At 61.1% G+C, this 18,026-nt stretch carries 17 protein-coding genes; 8 read left to right on the plus strand and 9 right to left on the minus strand.

Features of this window, described 5'->3' with window-relative positions; genetic code table 11:
* The first annotated feature begins 54 nt into the window (after nt 1-54).
* Both BW686_RS03640 and BW686_RS03645 read left to right on the plus strand, forming a co-directional pair.
* On the plus strand, nt 55-333 hold the full coding sequence (locus BW686_RS03640; protein WP_084914255.1) for a hypothetical protein: 279 nt from the start codon (nt 55-57) through the stop codon (nt 331-333).
* A 32-nt stretch (nt 334-365) separates the two neighbouring features.
* Nucleotides 366-1,763, plus strand: coding sequence for a DUF726 domain-containing protein (locus tag BW686_RS03645; protein WP_084914256.1), 1,398 nt, complete (start codon nt 366-368; stop codon nt 1,761-1,763).
* 6 nt (nt 1,764-1,769) lie between these two features.
* On the opposite strand, the gene BW686_RS03650 is transcribed toward BW686_RS03645, so the two are convergent.
* Complete coding sequence (locus BW686_RS03650; RefSeq protein ID WP_084914328.1) at nt 1,770-2,798, minus strand: bile acid:sodium symporter family protein; 1,029 nt, start codon at nt 2,796-2,798, stop codon at nt 1,770-1,772.
* A gap of 85 nt (nt 2,799-2,883) precedes the next feature.
* On the opposite strand from BW686_RS03650, the gene BW686_RS03655 reads away from it, so the two are divergent.
* Entirely contained in the window at nt 2,884-3,687 is an 804-nt protein-coding gene (locus BW686_RS03655; RefSeq protein ID WP_084914257.1) for an AraC family transcriptional regulator, read from the plus strand.
* A gap of 244 nt (nt 3,688-3,931) precedes the next feature.
* On the plus strand, nt 3,932-4,831 hold the full coding sequence (locus tag BW686_RS03660) for a PA4780 family RIO1-like protein kinase (protein WP_084914258.1): 900 nt from the start codon (nt 3,932-3,934) through the stop codon (nt 4,829-4,831).
* Nucleotides 4,832-5,551: 720 nt separating this feature from the next.
* Here BW686_RS03660 and cueR read toward each other — a convergent pair.
* The 3 genes from cueR to BW686_RS03675 form a co-directional block, all read right to left on the minus strand.
* Nucleotides 5,552-5,953 (minus strand): Cu(I)-responsive transcriptional regulator, encoded by a 402-nt coding sequence (cueR, locus tag BW686_RS03665; protein ID WP_084914259.1) that lies wholly within the window; start codon nt 5,951-5,953, stop codon nt 5,552-5,554.
* The gene (locus BW686_RS03670; RefSeq protein ID WP_084914260.1) at nt 5,950-8,148 is read right to left on the minus strand and encodes a heavy metal translocating P-type ATPase; all 2,199 of its coding nucleotides are present in this window, start codon (nt 8,146-8,148) and stop codon (nt 5,950-5,952) included. The genes cueR and BW686_RS03670 overlap by 4 nt, the downstream gene beginning before the upstream one ends.
* A 69-nt stretch (nt 8,149-8,217) precedes the next feature.
* Nucleotides 8,218-8,598 (minus strand): hypothetical protein, encoded by a 381-nt coding sequence (locus tag BW686_RS03675; RefSeq protein WP_084914261.1) that lies wholly within the window; start codon nt 8,596-8,598, stop codon nt 8,218-8,220.
* 145 nt (nt 8,599-8,743) lie between these two features.
* Between BW686_RS03675 and BW686_RS03680 the strand changes: the two genes are divergently transcribed.
* Both BW686_RS03680 and BW686_RS03685 read left to right on the plus strand, forming a co-directional pair.
* Nucleotides 8,744-8,941 (plus strand): heavy-metal-associated domain-containing protein, encoded by a 198-nt coding sequence (locus tag BW686_RS03680; RefSeq protein ID WP_084914262.1) that lies wholly within the window; start codon nt 8,744-8,746, stop codon nt 8,939-8,941.
* 147 nt (nt 8,942-9,088) lie between these two features.
* Entirely contained in the window at nt 9,089-10,285 is a 1,197-nt protein-coding gene (locus BW686_RS03685; protein WP_084914263.1) for a multidrug effflux MFS transporter, read from the plus strand.
* 59 nt (nt 10,286-10,344) lie between these two features.
* Here BW686_RS03685 and BW686_RS03690 read toward each other — a convergent pair whose 3' ends face one another.
* Nucleotides 10,345-11,358 (minus strand): zinc-binding alcohol dehydrogenase family protein, encoded by a 1,014-nt coding sequence (locus BW686_RS03690; protein WP_084914264.1) that lies wholly within the window; start codon nt 11,356-11,358, stop codon nt 10,345-10,347.
* Between the two features lie 114 nt (nt 11,359-11,472).
* Between BW686_RS03690 and BW686_RS03695 the strand changes: the two genes are divergently transcribed.
* Together BW686_RS03695 and BW686_RS03700 are read left to right on the plus strand one after the other, a co-directional pair.
* Nucleotides 11,473-12,396 carry a LysR family transcriptional regulator gene (locus BW686_RS03695; protein ID WP_084914265.1) on the plus strand — a complete coding sequence of 308 codons (924 nt, stop codon included), beginning with the start codon at nt 11,473-11,475 and terminating at the stop codon, nt 12,394-12,396.
* 436 nt (nt 12,397-12,832) lie between these two features.
* Entirely contained in the window at nt 12,833-13,525 is a 693-nt protein-coding gene (locus BW686_RS03700; RefSeq protein WP_084914266.1) for an ArsR/SmtB family transcription factor, read from the plus strand.
* Between the two features lie 132 nt (nt 13,526-13,657).
* Here BW686_RS03700 and BW686_RS03705 read toward each other — a convergent pair whose 3' ends face one another.
* From BW686_RS03705 to fecE, 4 genes are all read right to left on the minus strand, one after another.
* On the minus strand, nt 13,658-14,611 hold the full coding sequence (locus BW686_RS03705; protein WP_084914267.1) for an adenosine deaminase: 954 nt from the start codon (nt 14,609-14,611) through the stop codon (nt 13,658-13,660).
* 78 nt (nt 14,612-14,689) lie between these two features.
* Nucleotides 14,690-15,655, minus strand: a complete 966-nt coding sequence (locus BW686_RS03710; RefSeq protein WP_084914268.1) for a 2-oxoglutarate and iron-dependent oxygenase domain-containing protein — start codon at nt 15,653-15,655, stop codon at nt 14,690-14,692.
* Nucleotides 15,656-15,731: 76 nt separating this feature from the next.
* The gene (locus BW686_RS03715; protein WP_084914269.1) at nt 15,732-16,826 is read right to left on the minus strand and encodes a BMP family ABC transporter substrate-binding protein; all 1,095 of its coding nucleotides are present in this window, start codon (nt 16,824-16,826) and stop codon (nt 15,732-15,734) included.
* 408 nt (nt 16,827-17,234) lie between these two features.
* On the minus strand, nt 17,235-18,026 hold the full coding sequence (fecE, locus tag BW686_RS03720; protein ID WP_084914270.1) for a Fe(3+) dicitrate ABC transporter ATP-binding protein FecE: 792 nt from the start codon (nt 18,024-18,026) through the stop codon (nt 17,235-17,237).

Genomic DNA, 18,026 nt, shown 5'->3' on the forward strand with positions numbered 1-18,026 from the left:
CGCGCGTATGGGATGATCAGTCAGCACTATTGGCGTGTAACGTTGAGGTAAAGCATGGGGTTCATTATTGGCGTGTCGGTGCTTGCGATCCTCATCGGCGCCGCGTTTTACCTCTTCGACAAAGGCGCGCGGACCCGCTGGTTGCGGCCTTACATCGGGCTGGCGCTGATCGGTTTGCTGATCGGCGGAATGGGGCTGCTGGTGGGGCTGGTGTCCGATGAGATCGAAGGTTATTTTTTGCTGGTTGCCAAATGGGTGATCGCCGTGACCGGTATCGTGTTCTGCCTGCGACTGATCATGCTGATCGCCAAACGCTTTATCGTCAAAAATTGAGCGCGCAACCCGCCCATGCGTGACAGGACAACGTGGAAAATCATTTCAAGTTTCTGACCCTGCCCAAGACGTCGGGCGAGGTCGCCAACGTCTTCATTCACGGATACTCGTCAGGTCATGATCTGGATGACCGGCGCATGCTGGCCAACAGTATTCCCGGTGCCCTGCGTCAGAGTGTGAATATCCTGGCGTTCTGGCCTTCGAGTCATTTCACCCAAATGGACAATCGCTCCCGCGGTCTGCTGATGGCGGCGGCCCGTGTGCATCCGCTGGCCGGTGCAGCCGCGCTGGCGGGGGACCGGGTGGTGCATTTTGCGCGGATCCGCAACCGTGCCCGAGACATGGGCAAAGTGCTGCTGGCGCAGCTCGACCGCTATCTGTTTGAACACCACCCGGACGTAAAGCGCGTCAACCTGATTGGCCATTCGCTGGGCGGGCGGCTGTTGGTCAGTGCGCTCAAGACCCTGGAGCAATCCCTTGAACACGGCCTTATTGTGGACGACGTTCTGTTGATGGCTGCAGCGGTTCGCATCGAGCCTGCCGAGGCCAAGGTGCTCAATCAGAAAATCAGTGGGCGGCTGATCAACGCCTACTCCAGCGAAGACCACGTGCTGCTGTTGAACCTGGGCGAGAAAAGCCTGGGGCGCACGCCGGTCGAGCATTTCGAAAACGTGCGCATGCCGGGTTACCGCCATCACCATTATTGGCGACGCTTGCAGGAAGTGCTGATCGCCACCGGGTTCAGCGGCTGTGAAGGGCTGGAAACAGGCGTTGCCGTGTTACCGACCACGACCCGCGATCCGGTTTTGCAGGACACCTGGCTGCACGACGTGCTGGCGCGCTCGCCGGATGACGTACTGGAAGCGGCGATCAAGCACCTGCGCAGCAGTCGCTGGACCCGTCTCAAGGAAACCGAGGCCAATCGCACCTACGCGTTCGTGCGTGAGTTTCAGCTGGTTGCCGGCCACTTTCTGGTCAATGCCGCCCGGCGCAGAGGTGTGCCCTACACACGGGCGCTGGGCATGCTGGCGCGGCAATACGGCCTGGACAATGCGTTGCACCAGTGCGCCACTGTCGTCGAAGTGGAAGAACTGCTGCTCAGAACGTTTTTCCGCCATGCATTCAATAGCGCACACCCGCTGGTGCAAATGCCCCGTGCCAGCGTCAGGGCGATGAGCTGGGAGGTGTATGCCGCGCATGTCGAAGAACTGGCGGAGCGTCTGACCCTTGCTGCGCTGTTCAAACCGGTGCAGGCCGAGAGTGCCCCCGGTCGGCTCAAGGGATTACTGGGCGCCATTCGCCAGGCCCCGGTGCAACGCCTGTTGACGCATTTCGGCACCGCGCTCAGACCGGGCTATTCGGCGCTGATCCCGACCGTGGCGATCATCTTCTACGCGCGCGTCACGCTCGATGATGACGCGCTGATGTAGCGTCTGTCAGGCGGCGCGAGCCTCTTCCAGCGCCGCGTGTGACAATTGCTGGCGGTGACGACTGGCGTAACTCTCGGCAATGACCGAGCACACAATCAACTGCATCGGGTGATAGATCATGATCGGCAGCAAGATCAGACCCAGCCCCGGGTTGCTGCCGAAGATCAACGCCGCCATCGGCGCACCGGCTGCCAGAGACTTCTTGGTGGCGCAGAACACCGCAGCGACCTTGTCGGCGTGATCGAACTTGAGTGCCCGCGCCGTGCGCGTGGTCATCAACAGAATCACGGCCAGCAGCAGCGCGGTGCCGATGAACGCGGTCAGGATCACGCTGTTGCCCTGGCTTTGCCACATCCCGGAAATCATCGAATTGCAGAACGCGGCGTAGACCAGCAACAGGATCACCATTTTGTCGATCAGGTTGGTGTACTTCTTGTGTCGCGCGAAAAATGTGCCCAGCCACGGACGCAACAGTTGCCCCAACACCAGTGGCAGCAGGAGCATGGCGCACAGGTTCAGCAGCGTGTCGCCCAGATCGATGCCGCCCGCGCCAGTGCCAACCAGCAAGCTCACCAGCCACGGCGTGATGAAAATGCCGATCACGCTGGACATGCTGGCGTTGAGGATCGCTGCGGGAACGTTGCCGCCTGCACTGCCGGTCAGCGCAACCGAAGACGAAATGGTCGAGGGCAGGGCGCACAGATAGAAGAAACCCAGCATCAACAAGGCGGGTACATGCGAACCCAGCAGCTTGTCGCACACCAGCCAGATCAGTGGGAACACCACGAAGGTGAAGGCCTGGATCATGACGTGCAGGCGCCAGTTGGTCAGCCCTCGTTTGATCTGCTCGCTGGAAAGGTTGACGCCGTGCAGAAAGAACACCACGAACACGCCGATGTTGATCACGTATTCGGCGTGCATGTTGCCGCCGGAAGCTCCGAAGCGCGGGAGAAAATAAGCGAGAACCGTTGCCAGGACCATGCCCCACAGGAACCAGTCGGTGGCGACGCGTTTGAAGTGTTTGAGTGATTGCATGGCAGGCTCGGACAACTTTTGTAATCAGGGATGTGCGCAGGCTACCCTGTTGCCCTACAGCCGTCTTGCGACATAAGGCCATAAGATGCCTACTAACGGACAGATCGACCAGCGTCACCCCGAAGGCGAGCGGCAGATACCGGCGCTGTCCGGTCTGCCGCGCCCGTTGTATGCCCGCGCTGAAAGCCTCAGTGCCGGTTCATGGACGCCGCCTCATCGGCACGACTGGGTGCAGTTTTCTTATGCGATCAGCGGTGTTCTGGGTGTCCACACCGCCGAGGGCAGTTTTTTTGCACCGCCGCAGTGGGGCGTCTGGGTGCCTGCCGGGCTTGAGCACGAGGTCGTGACCTCCATGCGCGCGGAAATGCGCAGTGTGTACATTCGCACGGCAGATTCCGGTTGGGCACCGCAGCGTTGCCGGGTGCTGGAAGTCACGCCGTTGGCCCGCGAGCTGATCAAGAGCTTTTGCCTGTTGCCCGTGGACTATCCCGAGCAGGACAGCCCCGAGGCGCGCCTTGTGCAGGTGTTGCTGGATCAGTTGGCGCGCCTCCCCGAAGTCGGGTTTTCACTGCCGTTGCCGCGTCACCCGCGCTTGCTGGGGTTGTGCAATGAATTGATCGAGGAACCGGGCCGGTTGGTCACGTTGCACGACTGGGCCGCCCGTCTCGGGGCATCAGAGAAAACCCTGATGCGCCTCTTTCAGCGTGAAACCGGCCTGAGCTTTCGCGGCTGGCGCCAGCGCGCACGCCTGTTGTCTTCACTGTCTGCACTGGAAGAGGGCGCCAGTGTGACCCATACCGCGTTGGCCTGCGGTTATGACTCGACGTCTGCGTTCATCGCCGCGTTCAAGGGGTTGTTTGGCCATACGCCCGGAGACCTGTTCAAGTAAGGCGGTTTGGCAGTACGCACTCATGAATGCATTCCCTCGCTCTTTTTCGGCCCTTACATGTTTTGTCCCGGAATATCTTCAAGCGGCCTTACGGCATGAAAGGTGCTTGAAACCGGGGCATTGCGCGGTTTTTGATTAAAAAACCTTTCAATCCACAGGGTACTACCCCTACTCGCTGGCGGAGGATTGCCGTATAACGGCAACAATCGCGTATCTGGCAACAAAGGACCCACAATAAAAGCTGATGAAAACTCCTAAACGCATTGAACCCCTGATCGAAGACGGTCTGGTCGACGAGGTGCTGCGCCCGCTCATGAGTGGTAAAGAGGCAGCTGTTTATGTGGTGCGCTGTGGCAAAGAGCTGCGGTGTGCCAAGGTTTACAAGGAGGCTAACAAACGCAGTTTCCGTCAGGCGGCCGAGTATCAGGAAGGTCGTAAGGTACGCAACAGCCGGCAGGCCCGGGCGATGGCCAAGGGTTCGAAGTTCGGCCGCAAGGAAACAGAAGACGCCTGGCAGAACGCCGAAGTGGCTGCACTGTTTCGTCTGGCCAGTGCCGGGGTCCGGGTGCCCAAGCCGTATGACTTCCTTGAAGGCGTGCTGCTCATGGAGCTGGTGGCCGACGAGTACGGCGATGCCGCCCCGCGTCTGAATGACGTGGTGCTGGAGCCGGATCAGGCGCGGGAGTATCACGCGTTCCTGATCGAGCAGATCGTGCTGATGCTGTGTGCCGGTCTGGTACACGGTGACCTTTCCGAGTTCAACGTGCTGCTGGCGCCGTCCGGCCCGGTGATCATCGACTTGCCGCAGGCGGTCGATGCGGCGGGCAACAACCACGCGTTCAGCATGCTGGAGCGTGACGTCGGCAACATGGCGCTGTACTTCGGCCGCTTTGCGCCGGAACTCAGAAAGACCAAGTACGCCAAGGAAATGTGGTCGTACTACGAAGCGGGCACCTTGTCGCCAGCCACGGTGTTGACCGGTGAGTTCGATGAGCCGGAGGACGAAGCCGATGTGGGCGGCGTGCTGCGCGAAATCGAAGCCGCCCGCCTCGACGAGGCCCGCCGTCAGGCAGCGCGCGCCGCAGACGACGAGCCACCGAGCAAGTCCGCCGAAGAACCGCCACCGCCGTGGATGCAGCACTGACCTTGTGGGGGCGAGCGTTTTGCTCGCGAAGGCGATGGTTCAGGCGCGCGTTTTTCGGAGCCTTTACCGGCCATTTCGCGAGCAAGCTCGCTCCCACAGGAGTGTTGCGCGAAGAGGCCGGTACGTTTGAACCAGCGTCTTCGTGAGCAAGCTCACTTCCACAGGAGTAGGTCATCCCCCTGATGCGGCGGTGTTAGCCCCGCATCGTGCGACGCTCTGCGTCGTCATGCCGTTCCGGACGCTCTGCGTCCTCTGTTGAGCGGCGGGACTACCTACGAGCAACACCCGCTTCGTGAGCAAGCTCACTCCCACAGGAGTAGGTCATCCCCCTGATGCGGCGGTGTTAGCCCCGCATCGTGCGACGCTCTGCGTCGTCATGCCGTTCCGGACGCTCTGCGTCCTCTGTTGAGTGGCGGGAATACCTGTGAACAACACCCGCTTCGTGAGCAAGCTCACTCCCACAGGAGTAGGTCATCCCCTGATGCGGCGGTGTTAGCCCCGCATCGTGCGACGCTCTGCGTCGTCATGCCGTTCCGGACGCTCTGCGTCCTCTGTTGAGCGGCGGGACTACCTAGGAACAACACCCGCTTCGTGAGCAAGCTCACTCCCACAGGAGTAGGTCATCCCCTGATGCGGCGGTGTTAGCCCCGCATCGTGCGACGCTCTGCGTCGTCATGCCGTTCCGGACGCTCTGCGTCCTCTGTTGATCGGCGGAAATACCTATGAACAACACCCGCCTGACGCCAGGTCCTTGAGGATCGGGCAGTCGGGGCGGTCGTTGCCCTGGCAGTGCTCAACCAGCTCCTGAAGCGTGTCGCGCAAGCTCGCCAGTTCGTCGATCTTGCGGTTCAGGTCGTTGATGTGCTGTCGGGCCAGCGCCTTGACGTCGGCGCTGGCGCGTTGCCGGTCTTGCCAGAGGGTTAGCAGCTTGCCCACTTCCTCCAGCGAAAACCCCAGATCCCTCGAGCGCTTGATGAACGCCAGTGTGTGCAGGTCTTCAGCGCTGTACAGGCGATAGCCGCTGTCGCTGCGATGCGCCGCTTTCAGCAGACCGATGGACTCGTAATAGCGGATCATCTTCGCGCTCAAGCCACTGCTCTTCGCTGCTTGGCCGATGTTCATGGTGTGTCCTCCAGCTCGCGGGGTTTCCATGTTTTCAGCAGCAAGGCGTTGCCCACCACGCAGACGCTGGACAGGGCCATTGCCGCGCCCGCCAGCACCGGGTTGAGATAGCCCAGCGCTGCGAGTGGAATGCCGATCAGGTTGTAGACGAATGCCCAGAACAGGTTCTGGCGGATTTTCGCGTAGGTCCGGCGGCTGATCTCCAGCGCTGCCGGCACCAACCGTGGATCGCCGCGCATCAGCGTGATACCCGCCGCCTGCATCGCGACATCGGTGCCGCCGCCCATCGCAATGCCCACGTCAGCCGCCGCCAGCGCCGGGGCATCATTGATGCCGTCACCGACCATTGCCACCACATGCGTGCTTTTCAGCCGGGTGATGGTGTCCGCCTTGTCGGCAGGCAGCACTTCAGCGTGGACATCATGGATCCCCAGCGCCTTGGCAACCGTCTGCGCGCTGCCCCGGTTGTCACCGGTCAGCAAATGGCTGGTGATGCCGCGCGCGCTCAGCGTCCTGATCGCCTGATCGGTTCCGGGCTTGAGCGTGTCCCCGAACGCAAACATGCCGATCACCTTGGGTTCCGGTGCCTGTTCGATCAGCCACGACAAAGTGCGCCCGTCGGCTTCCCATATACGTGCAGATTCGGCCAGATCGCCCATCGGCAAGCCGCTTTCGTTCAGAAGACGTCGATTACCCAGTGCCAGCTCACGACCCTGAACCGTGCCGGCGATACCCCGGCCACTCAGGGCGTGGCTGTTGTCGACCGGGTCGAGCTTGAGTTGCCATTCATGGCAGACGTCCAGTACCGCCTTGGCCAGCGGGTGCTCGCTGCCACGTTGCAGGGCGCCCGCCAGTTGCAACAGGTGTTCTTCATTGCCCAGCACGGCGCTCATGTTAGTGATGCGCGGCGTACCCGAGGTCAATGTGCCGGTCTTGTCGAACACCACGGCGTCCACGTCATGAGCGCGCTCCAGCGCGTCGGCATCCTTGATCAGAATGCCGTAGCGCGCTGCCACACCGGTCCCGGCCATGATCGCCGTCGGCGTCGCCAGGCCCAGAGAACAAGGGCAGGCGATCACCAGCACGGCGACGGCGTTGATCAGCGCCACTTCAAGGGAGGCGCCAACCAGCAGCCAGCCTGCCAGGGTGAAGAAGGCGATCACCAGCACGGCCGGCACAAACACCTGACTGACTTTATCCACCAGTTTCTGAATCGGCGCCTTGCCCGCTTGCGCGTCTTCGACCAGCCGGATGATGCGCGCCAACACCGTTTCTGCGCCCAGCGCTGACGTTCTGATCAACAGGCGGCCCTCGCCATTGATAGCGCCGCCCGTGACCTTGTCACCCGATTGCTTGACCACAGGCAGGCTTTCTCCGGTGATCAGCGCTTCATCGGCATGACTGCGGCCTTCGATCACTTCGCCGTCCACCGGAAAGCGCTCTCCGGGCTTGACCAGCACGGTGTCGCCCAGCCGGAGTTCGCTGATCGCCACGTCCTGCTCCACGCCATCGATCACACGCAGCGCGCGGTCCGGGCGCAATGCTTCAAGCGCACGGATGGCGCTGGCGGTCTGGCGCTTGGCGCGGCTCTCCAGATACTTGCCCAGCAACACCAGCGCAATCACGACCGCTGACGCCTCGAAATACAGATGCGGGGTCGTACCGGGTGCGGCGCTCAACCAGTGATAGACACTCAGGCCATAACCCGCGCTGGTGCCGATGGCGACCAGCAGGTCCATATTGCCCGCGCCGGCACGCAGGGCTTTCCAGGCCGCCACATAAAAGCGTGCGCCCAGAATGAACTGCACCGGTGTTGCCAGCGCGAATTGCACCCAGGCGGGCAGCATCCAGTGAACACCCAGAGGCGTCAGCACCATCGGCAGGATCAACGGCAGCGCGAGCACGACCGCCAGCAGCAAGGCCCAGCGCTCACGGTGCAGGTGACGGATTTTGCTATCGGCTTCGGTCTTGCGGTCCTGGGCCAGCGTTGCGCCATAACCGGCGCGGCTGACGGCGGCGATCAGGGTGAGCGGGTCGGTCTGCAAAGCCGTGACCACATGGGCGCGTTCATTGGCCAGATTGACCGTCACGCTGTTGACCCCCGGCACTTTGGCCAGGGCACGCTCGACCCGGCCCGCGCAGCTGGCGCAGGTCATGCCGCTGATCGGCAGGTCGAAGGCGGTGGTGTCTTGCATGTCTATCACTCCCTGAGGCTGGATACCTGCAAGGATCAACCTTGCCACACGGGCAAGGTCAAGCGTGAATCAATAGTTGAGATCGGCTTTCTTGAGGTACAGCCCGTTCAGATCGGTCGCAATGCGGTACTTGAGAATATCCCCGGCGCGCAGCGTGATCTTGATGCTGCTCTGCGCCTCCATCCCCGACTCGCACCCTCTGACGGTGCCGCCCAGCCGGCGTAGTCGCACAGAGACTTCACCCGGCGGCAGATTGAAAGACACCGAGTCCTCTTGAAACAGTCGCCCGGCCAGCTGATCCTGAACATAGATACCGATCTCACAGGAAGTGGCCACTTCCAGGCGCTCTCGGGAAATGATCAGGATGCCGTAATCCTGTGCAGCCTGAGTGGCGGGTGCGATCCCCAGAAAACCGAGAATGCTGAAGAGAATCACTGCTGACCAGCGCATCGCTGATACTCCTGATGTAAACGTATTGACTCAGCTTGGCCCACGTTCAGCGTGAATACCAGCCCGGCAGAAATAACAGAAACTTGACCTTGTCATGATGGCAAGGTTGAAGATGCCCGACATCCATCACAGAAGGAGTAGCAGCATGCAGTTATTCAACGTTCAGGGCATGACTTGCGGGCACTGTGTTCGCGCTGTGACCGAGGCGATCAGGCAGGATGACCCCGCCGCCGACGTTCAGGTCGAACTGGCCCGCAAGGAGGTCAGGGTAGAGAGCAACCTGTCGCCAGAACACATCATCAAGTTGATTGGCGAAGAGGGGTATCAGGCGCAGTTGGCCTGAGCCGAGCCGGGAACGGATGGGCGAAACAGGGTCGATTTACGGTTCGTGAAGTTGGAAAAATTTTGAATTAATTACCCCGTCCTACGTTCTCTGCAAGGTAAGCCGGTTAAACTTGCCCGTTGCTTTGCAGCCGTTAATGGACACCCGATGAATCTACGTACGATCCTGATCCTTGGCTCATTGAGCGCCTTCGGCCCTCTGGCCATCGACTTCTATCTTCCCGGCTTTCCTGCCATGGCCTCGTATTTCGGGACCGATGAGAAGCATGTACAACTGACCCTGGCCGCCTATTTTCTGGGGCTGTCCCTCGGCCAACTGGCTTATGGGCCGGTGGCTGACCGCTTTGGCCGGCGCATTCCGATGCTGGTCGGCGTCACCCTGTTCATGCTGTCATCGGTGGCCTGCGCGTTTGCGCCGAGCCTCGAATGGCTGATCGCTGCGCGGTTCGTTCAAGCGTTGGGTGGCTGTGCCGGCATGGTGCTGTCGCGTGCGATTGTCAGCGACAAATGCAACGCCGTCGAATCGGCCAAGGTGTTTTCGCAACTGATGCTGGTCATGGGCCTGGCCCCGATTCTGGCGCCCATGCTTGGCGGCGTGCTGGTCAGCACCTTTGGCTGGCAATCGATCTTCGTCAGCCTTTCGCTGTTCAGCGCTGCCTGCCTGACGGCGGTTGCGCTCGGCCTGCCGGAAAGCATGCCTGCCAGCACGCCTCGTCAGCCATTGAGCGGCGCGTTGCGGCAGTACGGCAATCTGTTCAAGGACAGCGTTTTCATCGGGCATGCCCTGACAGGCGGCATCGCCATGGCGGGAATGTTCGCCTACGTTGCCGGGTCGCCGTTTGTCTTCATCAAGCTGTATGGCGTGCCTGCCGAGCATTACGGCTGGCTGTTCGGGATGAATGCGGCGGGCTTCATTCTGGTGGCGCAGATCAACGCACGCATCCTGCGCAAGACCGGTCCTGCGTTTTTGCTGTCGCGCACGGTCTGGATCTACCTGGCCGCGGCCCTGATTCTGCTGGCGATCACCGGGCTGCGCACCGAAGCGCTGTGGCCATTGCTGGTGCCGCTGTTCATCTGCGTCGCCAGCCTGGGCTGCATCATTCCCAACGCGTCGGCCTGCGCCATGAATGGTCAGTGGGCGCGCGCCGGCAGTGCATCGGCGTTGCTGGGGTGCCTGCAATTCAGCGTTGCTGCCGTCGCCGCCAGCCTGGTGGGCGTGCTGCATGACGGCACGGCCACACCGATGGCGCTGGTGATCAGCCTCTGTGGCGTACTGACGGTGAGTCTTTCGGTACTTACCCGCCGCGCGCAACGTAATCGGGACGCTCAGGCACAGACAGCCTGATTCGCCCCTGTGGTTGTGTCAGTCCCGCGCTGCGTGACTGACACAACGTTCTGCGCGACTCAGAACCCCTCAAGTACAACCTTGCCTTTGGCGGTGCCGCTTTCCAGCAGTGCGTGAGCGCGGCGCAGGTTTTCTGCGTTGATGCGGCCGAAGTGCTCACCGAACGTGGTTTTCAGCGTACCGGCGTCAATCAACTCAGCCACCCGGTTGAGCAGGTTGTGCTGTTCGATCATGTCCTCGGTCTCAAACATCGACCGCGTGTACATGAACTCCCAGTGCAGCGAAAGGCTCTTGCGCTTGAGCTTCGAGACGTCCAGCGTCTTGGGGTCATCGATCAGGGCCAGTTTGCCTTGCGGCTTCAGCGCCTCGACCAGTTGATCCAGATGCTGTTCGGTCTGGGTCAGGCTGGCCACATGGGTCACGTGGTGCAGACCGACACGCTTCAACTCTTCGCTCAGCGGTTTGCTGTGGTCCAGCACGTCATGCGCGCCCAGCTCGCGAACCCAGCTTTCGGTTTCGGGACGCGAAGCGGTGCCGATGACTTTCAGCGACGTCAGTTGCCGTGCCAGTTGGGTCAGGATCGAACCGACGCCACCCGCTGCGCCGACGATCAACAGGCTTTGCGAGCCTTCGCCTTTCTGCTGGGCAATGTTCAGGCGCTCGAACAGCAGCTCCCAGGCCGTGATTGCCGTCAGGGGCAGAGCCGCCGCATGGGCGAAGCTCAGGGTTTTCGGCATGTGGCCGACGATGCGCTCATCCACCACGTGCAGTTCGCTGTTGGCGCCTGGCCGGGTCAGGGAGCCGGCGTAGAAGACCTTGTCGCCGGGTTTGAACAGGGTGACCTGATTGCCGACGGCTTTCACCACACCAGCCACGTCCCAGCCCAGCACTTTGGGCGCACCGTCTTCCGGCTGGACGTTCTGACGGATTTTGGTGTCCACCGGGTTGACCGAGATCGCCTTGACCTCGACCAGCAGGTCGCGCGCGCCCGCGACCGGTTCTGGCAGCTCGATGTCTTGCAGGGATTGGGTGTCGCTGATCGGCAAGGACTGGTAATAGGCAATGGCTTTCATGGCAGGGACCTCCACAGGGAAAATGATGGAAGGATCATTGGCTATTTCCAGTAAAGATAAAACCCGCTAAAACGGCAGTCTGTTTCAACATTATTTTGATAATGCGAGGCTTTGATGCTGCGTTTTGATGACCTGCAATTGTTCGTGCGAGCCGCGGACCTGGGCAGCCTTTCTGCTGCCGCGCGGGTGATGGACCTGTCTGCGGCGGTCGCGAGTGCCGCGCTCAAGCGCATCGAGCGGCAATTGGGCGCGCGCTTGCTGGCGCGCTCTACCCGTAGCCTCCGGCTGACCGCCGAAGGCGAGGGGTTTCTGGAATATGCCCGCGCTGCGCTTGGCAGCCTTGAAGAGGGGCGAAGGTTGTTGGCCAGCAGCCAGGATCGCTGCGAAGGTGTGCTGCAACTTTCCGCGCCCTCGGACCTAGGTCGCAACGTTCTGTTGCCCTGGCTTGATGACTTCCAGCAACAGCATCCGCAACTGACGGTGCGGCTGCTGCTGGGCGATCGCATGGCTGACCTGTTCCGCCAGCCTGTCGACGTTGCGCTGCGTTACGGCGAGCCTGAGGATTCCAGCCTGGTCGCGTTGCCGGTGCTGCCTGACAACCGGCGGGTGCTGTGTGCCGCTCCGGCGTATCTGGAGCGCCACGGCGAGCCTCATCAGGTCGAGCAACTGGCGCAGCATAATTGCCTGCTGTTCATGCTTGGTGATCGCTTGCATGACCGCTGGACGCTGCATGACGGCAAACGCGAGATCAGCCTGACGGTCAGCGGCAACCGCTTCAGCGACGATGCTGACGTGGTGCGCCGCTGGGCGGTGGCAGGCGAGGGCATTGCGTACAAGTCCTGGCTGGATGTGGCGGCGGACGTACGGGCCGGACGCCTCAACGTATTGATGCCGGACCTGACCGGGGAGCGCGCCCCGCTGAACTTGCTGTGCGCGCACCGTGCGCAACTCAGCAAGCCCGTCAATCTGCTGCTGGATATGCTCAGGTCTCGCTGTAAGCAACATGCTGTAGGCCAGTCGCCCGTTGGTTTGTTTTAAGGGCTACGTATTACAGGGAAACAGCCTACGGACACTTCGGAAAATAGAGTATTTAAATGCATTTCAAAAATGCAAAGTTCTGCGGTCGGGGCAAAGTTGAAGTCGACAGTTGTTGAGCGCTTTTGGCATTTTTGTCATGGGCAGAGCGCTTGTTTTTTCAGTGGCTTTTTTATATTCGAGCTGAAAGGCCCTGAATAGAGCTGTTGATGGGTTGTCACAAGAAAGCTTTAAATTGGCCGTGGCGCGAGAACTTCACTCGGTTCTACGGGCCGTTGCGCGACAACAGTTTGTACGAATAGTTTTTCACCCAATGGGGCTGCAGGGCATAGAGTTTATACTTGTCATTTCAGGTTAAAGACGCGTTCAACTTTATCAGGACGTGATGGCTGTCATTAAGTCACCGAGACAGATGAATGTTTCAACAGGGAGTGAACACATGGAATACGGTCCTTGCATCAGTCAGATTGCGACATTGCTGGCGGACCCCAAGCGTAGCGCGATGATCTGGGCGCTGATGGATGGCACTGCCCGCTCTGCCGATGAGCTGGCGATTCTGGCGGGGCTCTCCACGTCTTCGGCAGGCGCGCACCTGGCGCGTTTGGCCAATGGCGGACTGTTGAAGCAGGAAGCTCGGGGGCGAAAGCGTTTTTTCCGCCTGGCCGCGCCGGAAGTGGGCGCTGCCGTGGAAGCATTGGCCTGTGCCTCGCAGGCCAGCGCCGAGCAGATCAGTCGTCGCTTTGCTCAGCCCATGCCACCCTTGCCGCTGCGGCGGGCAAGAATCTGCTCCGACCACCTGGGCGGTGAAATGGCGGCCGAGTTGTATCAGCGCTTGCTGGAAGCGGGCTGGATAGAGCAGCAGGAGAAGCGCATCGAAGTGACCAGCAAAGGCATGGCCAGGTTTGCCGAGCGCGGTATTTACATACCTGCGCTGGCGCAGCGCAAACGCGAAACAGTCTGTGCCTGCCCGAAATGGAGCGACCGCAGCCCGCACCTGGGTGGCGCGCTGGGGGCCGGGCTGTTGCAGTTGTTCATTCAGATGGGCTGGCTGCGCCCCACCGAAGAGTCCTGCACCTTGCAGGTGTCGTCCAGCGGGCAGCGGGAAATCAGCAAGATAGCGGCCGCGGCTTGAGTGAGTCCTGTGGCGCGAAGCTGAAGCGCCTTCTGACCCTCGTGCCGATGCTCTGCGTCGGTATGCAGTTTGCGAACTGCACTCCCACGCTGAGCATGAGGCACGATGAGCTGAACTATCGTGCGGCGCGCCTCAGGGCTTGATCAGTCGTGCATCCAGGCTGTTTTGCGCCAGACGTCTGGCTTGATCTTCGGTCATGCCCAGGTGCGTATACAGCGCATGGAAGTTTTCGGTCACGTAGCCGCCGAAGTAGGCCGGGTCGTCCGAGTTCACGGTGACTTTCACGCCGCGTTCCAGCATGTCGAGAATGTTGTGCTGGGACATGTCGTCGAACACGCAGAGCTTGGTGTTGGACAGCGGGCAGACCGTCAGCGGGATCTGTTCGTCGATGATGCGCTGCATCAGCCGTTCGTCTTCGATGGCGCGCACGCCGTGGTCGATACGCTCGATCTTCAGCAGGTCCAGTGCCTCCCAGATGTATTCCGGCGGGCCTTCTTCCCCGGCATGCGCCACGGTCAGGAAGCCTTCGCTGCGGGCACGGTCAAACACGCGCTGGAACTTGCTCGGCGGGTGGCCCATCTCGGAGCTGTCCAGGCCGACGGCCACGAACGCATCACGAAACGGCAGCGCCTGATCGAGAGTCTTTTCGGCTTCTTCCTGAGAGAGATGACGCAGAAAGCTCAGGATCAGGCCGCTGTCGACGCCCAGTTTAGATTTGCCGTCTTTCAATGCACCGGTAATCCCCGCCAGCACCACTTCAAACGGGATGCCGCGATCGGTGTGGGTTTGCGGATCGTAGAACGGTTCGGTGTGGATGACGTTCTGTTCCTTGCAGCGCAGCAGGTACGCCCAGGTCAGGTCGTAGAAGTCCTGCTCGGTGCGCAGCACGTCAGCGCCGCGGTAGTACAGGTCGAGGAACTCCTGCAGATTGTTAAAGGCATAAGCCTTGCGCAGCGTTTCGACGTCGTTCCACGGCAGGGCAATCTTGTTGCGCTCGGCCAGGGCGAACAGCAGCTCGGGTTCCAGTGAGCCTTCGAGGTGCAAGTGCAGTTCTGCCTTGGGCAGGGCGTTCAACCAGTCGTACATATTCTTTTCTCATCAGGTGCAGATGGCGGGCATTCTACAGATGCACGCCGCCGCGCAGGGTAAAACCTGACCGAACGTTCAACTTGCCTCTTGCTCGCGCCGGTAAGCGTAGGTGTCAGCGAAGCGCGAAAGCAGAAACTCGGCGCAGGTTGTGACAGGGTAGCGGGCCGGATGAGTTTCGCTCTGACAGCCGGGCAGGCACTCGATGCGCGTGTCCGGATGGGGTTCGGCGAAGAACGGCATCGAATAACGATCTACGCCCAACGGGCTGATGACCCGATGCGGCGTGGACAGGTAACGGTCGTTGCTCCAGCGCGCCATCATGTCCCCCAGGTTGACCACAAAAGTGCCATCGATGGGCGGCGCGTCGATCCATTCACCGCGTACATCGCGAACCTGCAGGCCGCCCGCCGCATCTTGATACAGCAACGTGATGCAGCCGTAATCGGTGTGCGCCCCTGCGCCTTGTTGCTCTTCCGAGGTGGCGGTATGGCGCGGCGGGTAATGAATCATGCGCAGCACACTGACCGGGTCGATGAAGCGCTGATCGAAAAAATCGCGCTCGATGCCCAGCGCCAGGGTCATGGCGCGCAACAGGGTTTGCGCCAGCGCCTGCATGTCCAGGTAATGCTGCTCCATCAGGCGCTCCCAGCCGGGAATGTCCGGGTGCCGGTTGGGGCCACGCAGCGGTTTGCCGGCCAGCACGTCGGGGTGTTGCGCATCCATGTGCAGGCCCATGTCGAAGGTTTCTTTCAGGTCGCTCGGCAGGCTAGGGTCCAGTTGCTCGGTGGCGATGGCGCCGTAGCCGCGATGGTGCGTGCTCTGCGTGATGTCGATGCTGAGCTTTTCGGCGGCGTCCCGGGCGAAGAAATTTTTGTCGGCGGTTTGCACCTGCTCGGTGCGCTCGGCAGTGAGCGGGTGACCTTTGACATAGAAAAAGCCCCACTCCCGGCAGGCGCTGTCGATCTGCGTGGCGACAGCCTGCCAGGCCTGGGTGTCGGTGTCGTAAAGCGGGCTGATGTCGATGACGGGAAGCTGGTCCATTAACCGGTCCTGAGAAGTCTGTGGCGTTCAGTAGGAATGGGCGTGCCCGCCGAGGCAGGCACGCAAAACCCGTCGGTTACTTGGGCAGCTCGGCCTTGATCCCTTCGACGTAGTAGTTCATCGACGCCAGCTCGGCATTGGTGGCGACCACGCCGTCGGCAATCTTGACCGTGCCGTTCTGGTCCTTGATCGGACCGGTGAACGGGTGGAATTCGCCGCTTTCGATACTGGCGATGATCTTCTGCGCTTCAGCCTTCACGTCAGCCGGCACCACGTCGCTGATCGGCAATTCGACCGTGCCTTCTTTCAGCCCGCCCCAGTAATCCTGTGGCTTCCAGGTGCCCGCGATGGCGCCTTCGGCGGCCTGAATGTAATGCGGCCCCCAGTTGTTGACGATAGAGGTCAGTACCGCTTTCGGCCCGAAGTGCGCCATGTCCGATGCGTAACCCACGGCATAGACGCCACGGCGCTCGGCGGTCTGGATCGGTGCCGGGCTGTCGGTGTGCTGGAACACCACGTCCACGCCCTGATCGATCAGCGCGTTGGCGGCGTCGGCTTCCTTGCCCGGATCGAACCAGGAGTTGACCCACCACACTTTGATCTCGGTGCCCGGGTTGTATTTGTTCAGCGCCAACTGGATCGCGTCGATGTCACGCAGTACTTCGGGGATCGGGAACGAGGCGACGTAGCCGATCTTCTTGGTCTTGGTCATCTTGGCGGCGATGTAACCGCTGACGTAGCGGCCTTCATAGGTGCGGGCCAGGTACGTGCCCATGTTCTTGTCCTGCTTGTAGCCGGTCGCGTGCTCGAATTTCACTTTCGGGAATTGTTTGGCGACTTTCAGGGTCGGGTTCATGTAACCGAAAGAGGTGCTGAAAATCAGGTCATAGCCGCCCTTGGCCATGTTGCGGATTACCCGCTCGGCGTCGGCACCTTCCGGCACGTTTTCCACGTAACTGCTGGTGACTTTGTCACCCAGCGCCTTGACCATCGCCTGACGGCCTTGCTCGTGCTGATAGGTCCAGCCGTGGTCACCGATAGGGCCGATGTAGACGAATCCGACTTTCAGCGGGTCGGCTGCCGAGGCGAGCAGGCTGGAGCCGATGCCGACAACGGCGGCCATGGCGCACAGCAGTTTTTTCAGAGGACGACGTGGTTGGGTCAGGTGCATCGGGCCTAGCTCCTTGCGGTCTTGTTGGAGTGCATACCCCGACAATGCAAATAACTGACCAACAGGACAACTATGCTGCCAGCGCGCCTTTGATTCTGCCCAAAGGGCGTGGGGCTTGTCCGAGAAAAAGGCGGCGTATTCCCCGAAAATGCATCGTCTGAACTAGGGGCTTCGCGGACAAGTCCGCTCCTACACAGTGCTGCTCTTGATTCTGGCCGAAGGCCGTGGGAGCGAACTTGTTCGCGAAGACTTTAGTTCAGACGATGCATTTTCGGAGGATATGCCAGCCTTTTCGCGAACAATGCGGATCGCCGCCCCGATCGCTCCACGGCCTTCGGCCAGAATCAAAAACAGATTTATGTACAACGCGAGTGCAGCGCTACGGTGCAGAAGTAAGCGCCAGCGCCGTCAACTGGTGCAGCGGGTGCTGCGTTCTACGATGCACATCGGCGTACCGGCCACTGGCTCGCGCATGATCTGCACTTGCACATCGAACACCTGGCAGACCAGATCGGCGGTCAGCACATCGCCGGGAGCGCCACAGGTCACCAGACGTCCGCCCTGCATGACAGCCAGGTGGTCGGCGTAACGGCAGGCCTGATTGATATCGTGCAGCACGGTAATCACCGTTTTACCTTCGGCGCTGAGCTCGCGCATCAGGTCCAGCAACTCGACCTGATGGCTGATGTCCAGGTAGGTGGTCGGCTCATCGAGCAGCACGATGGCCGCGTCCTGCGCAAGGATCATCGCCAGCCAGGCGCGCTGACGCTGCCCGCCAGAGAGATCGGACAGCGGACGCTCGGCCAGCGTTTCCAGCTCCATGCGTTGCATGGCCTGGTCGACACTGTGCTGATCGGCTCCGCTCAAACGCCCCCACAAACTGTTGTGCGGGCTGCGTCCGTAAGCGACCAGTTGGCGCACGTTGACACCTTCCGGAATGGGCAGCACCTGTGGCAGAAACGCCACCTTGCAGGCCAGGTCCCGAGCGGACAACTCACTGTAGGCTTTGCCGTCCAGGCTCAGGCTGCCCGATTGCGGCGTGAGGATGCGCGCAAACGCCTTGAGCAGTGTGGACTTGCCGCAGCCGTTGGGGCCGATCAGCGCCGTGACCTGTCCTGCTGGCGGGCTGAACGACAGGTCCTGAACGATGCGGGTTGCGCCGTAGCCGATGTCGAGGTGCTGCGCCTTCAGAATGCTCAT

The organism is Pseudomonas syringae (genome assembly GCF_002157375.1).
GTDB lineage: Bacteria > Pseudomonadota > Gammaproteobacteria > Pseudomonadales > Pseudomonadaceae > Aquipseudomonas > Aquipseudomonas syringae_T.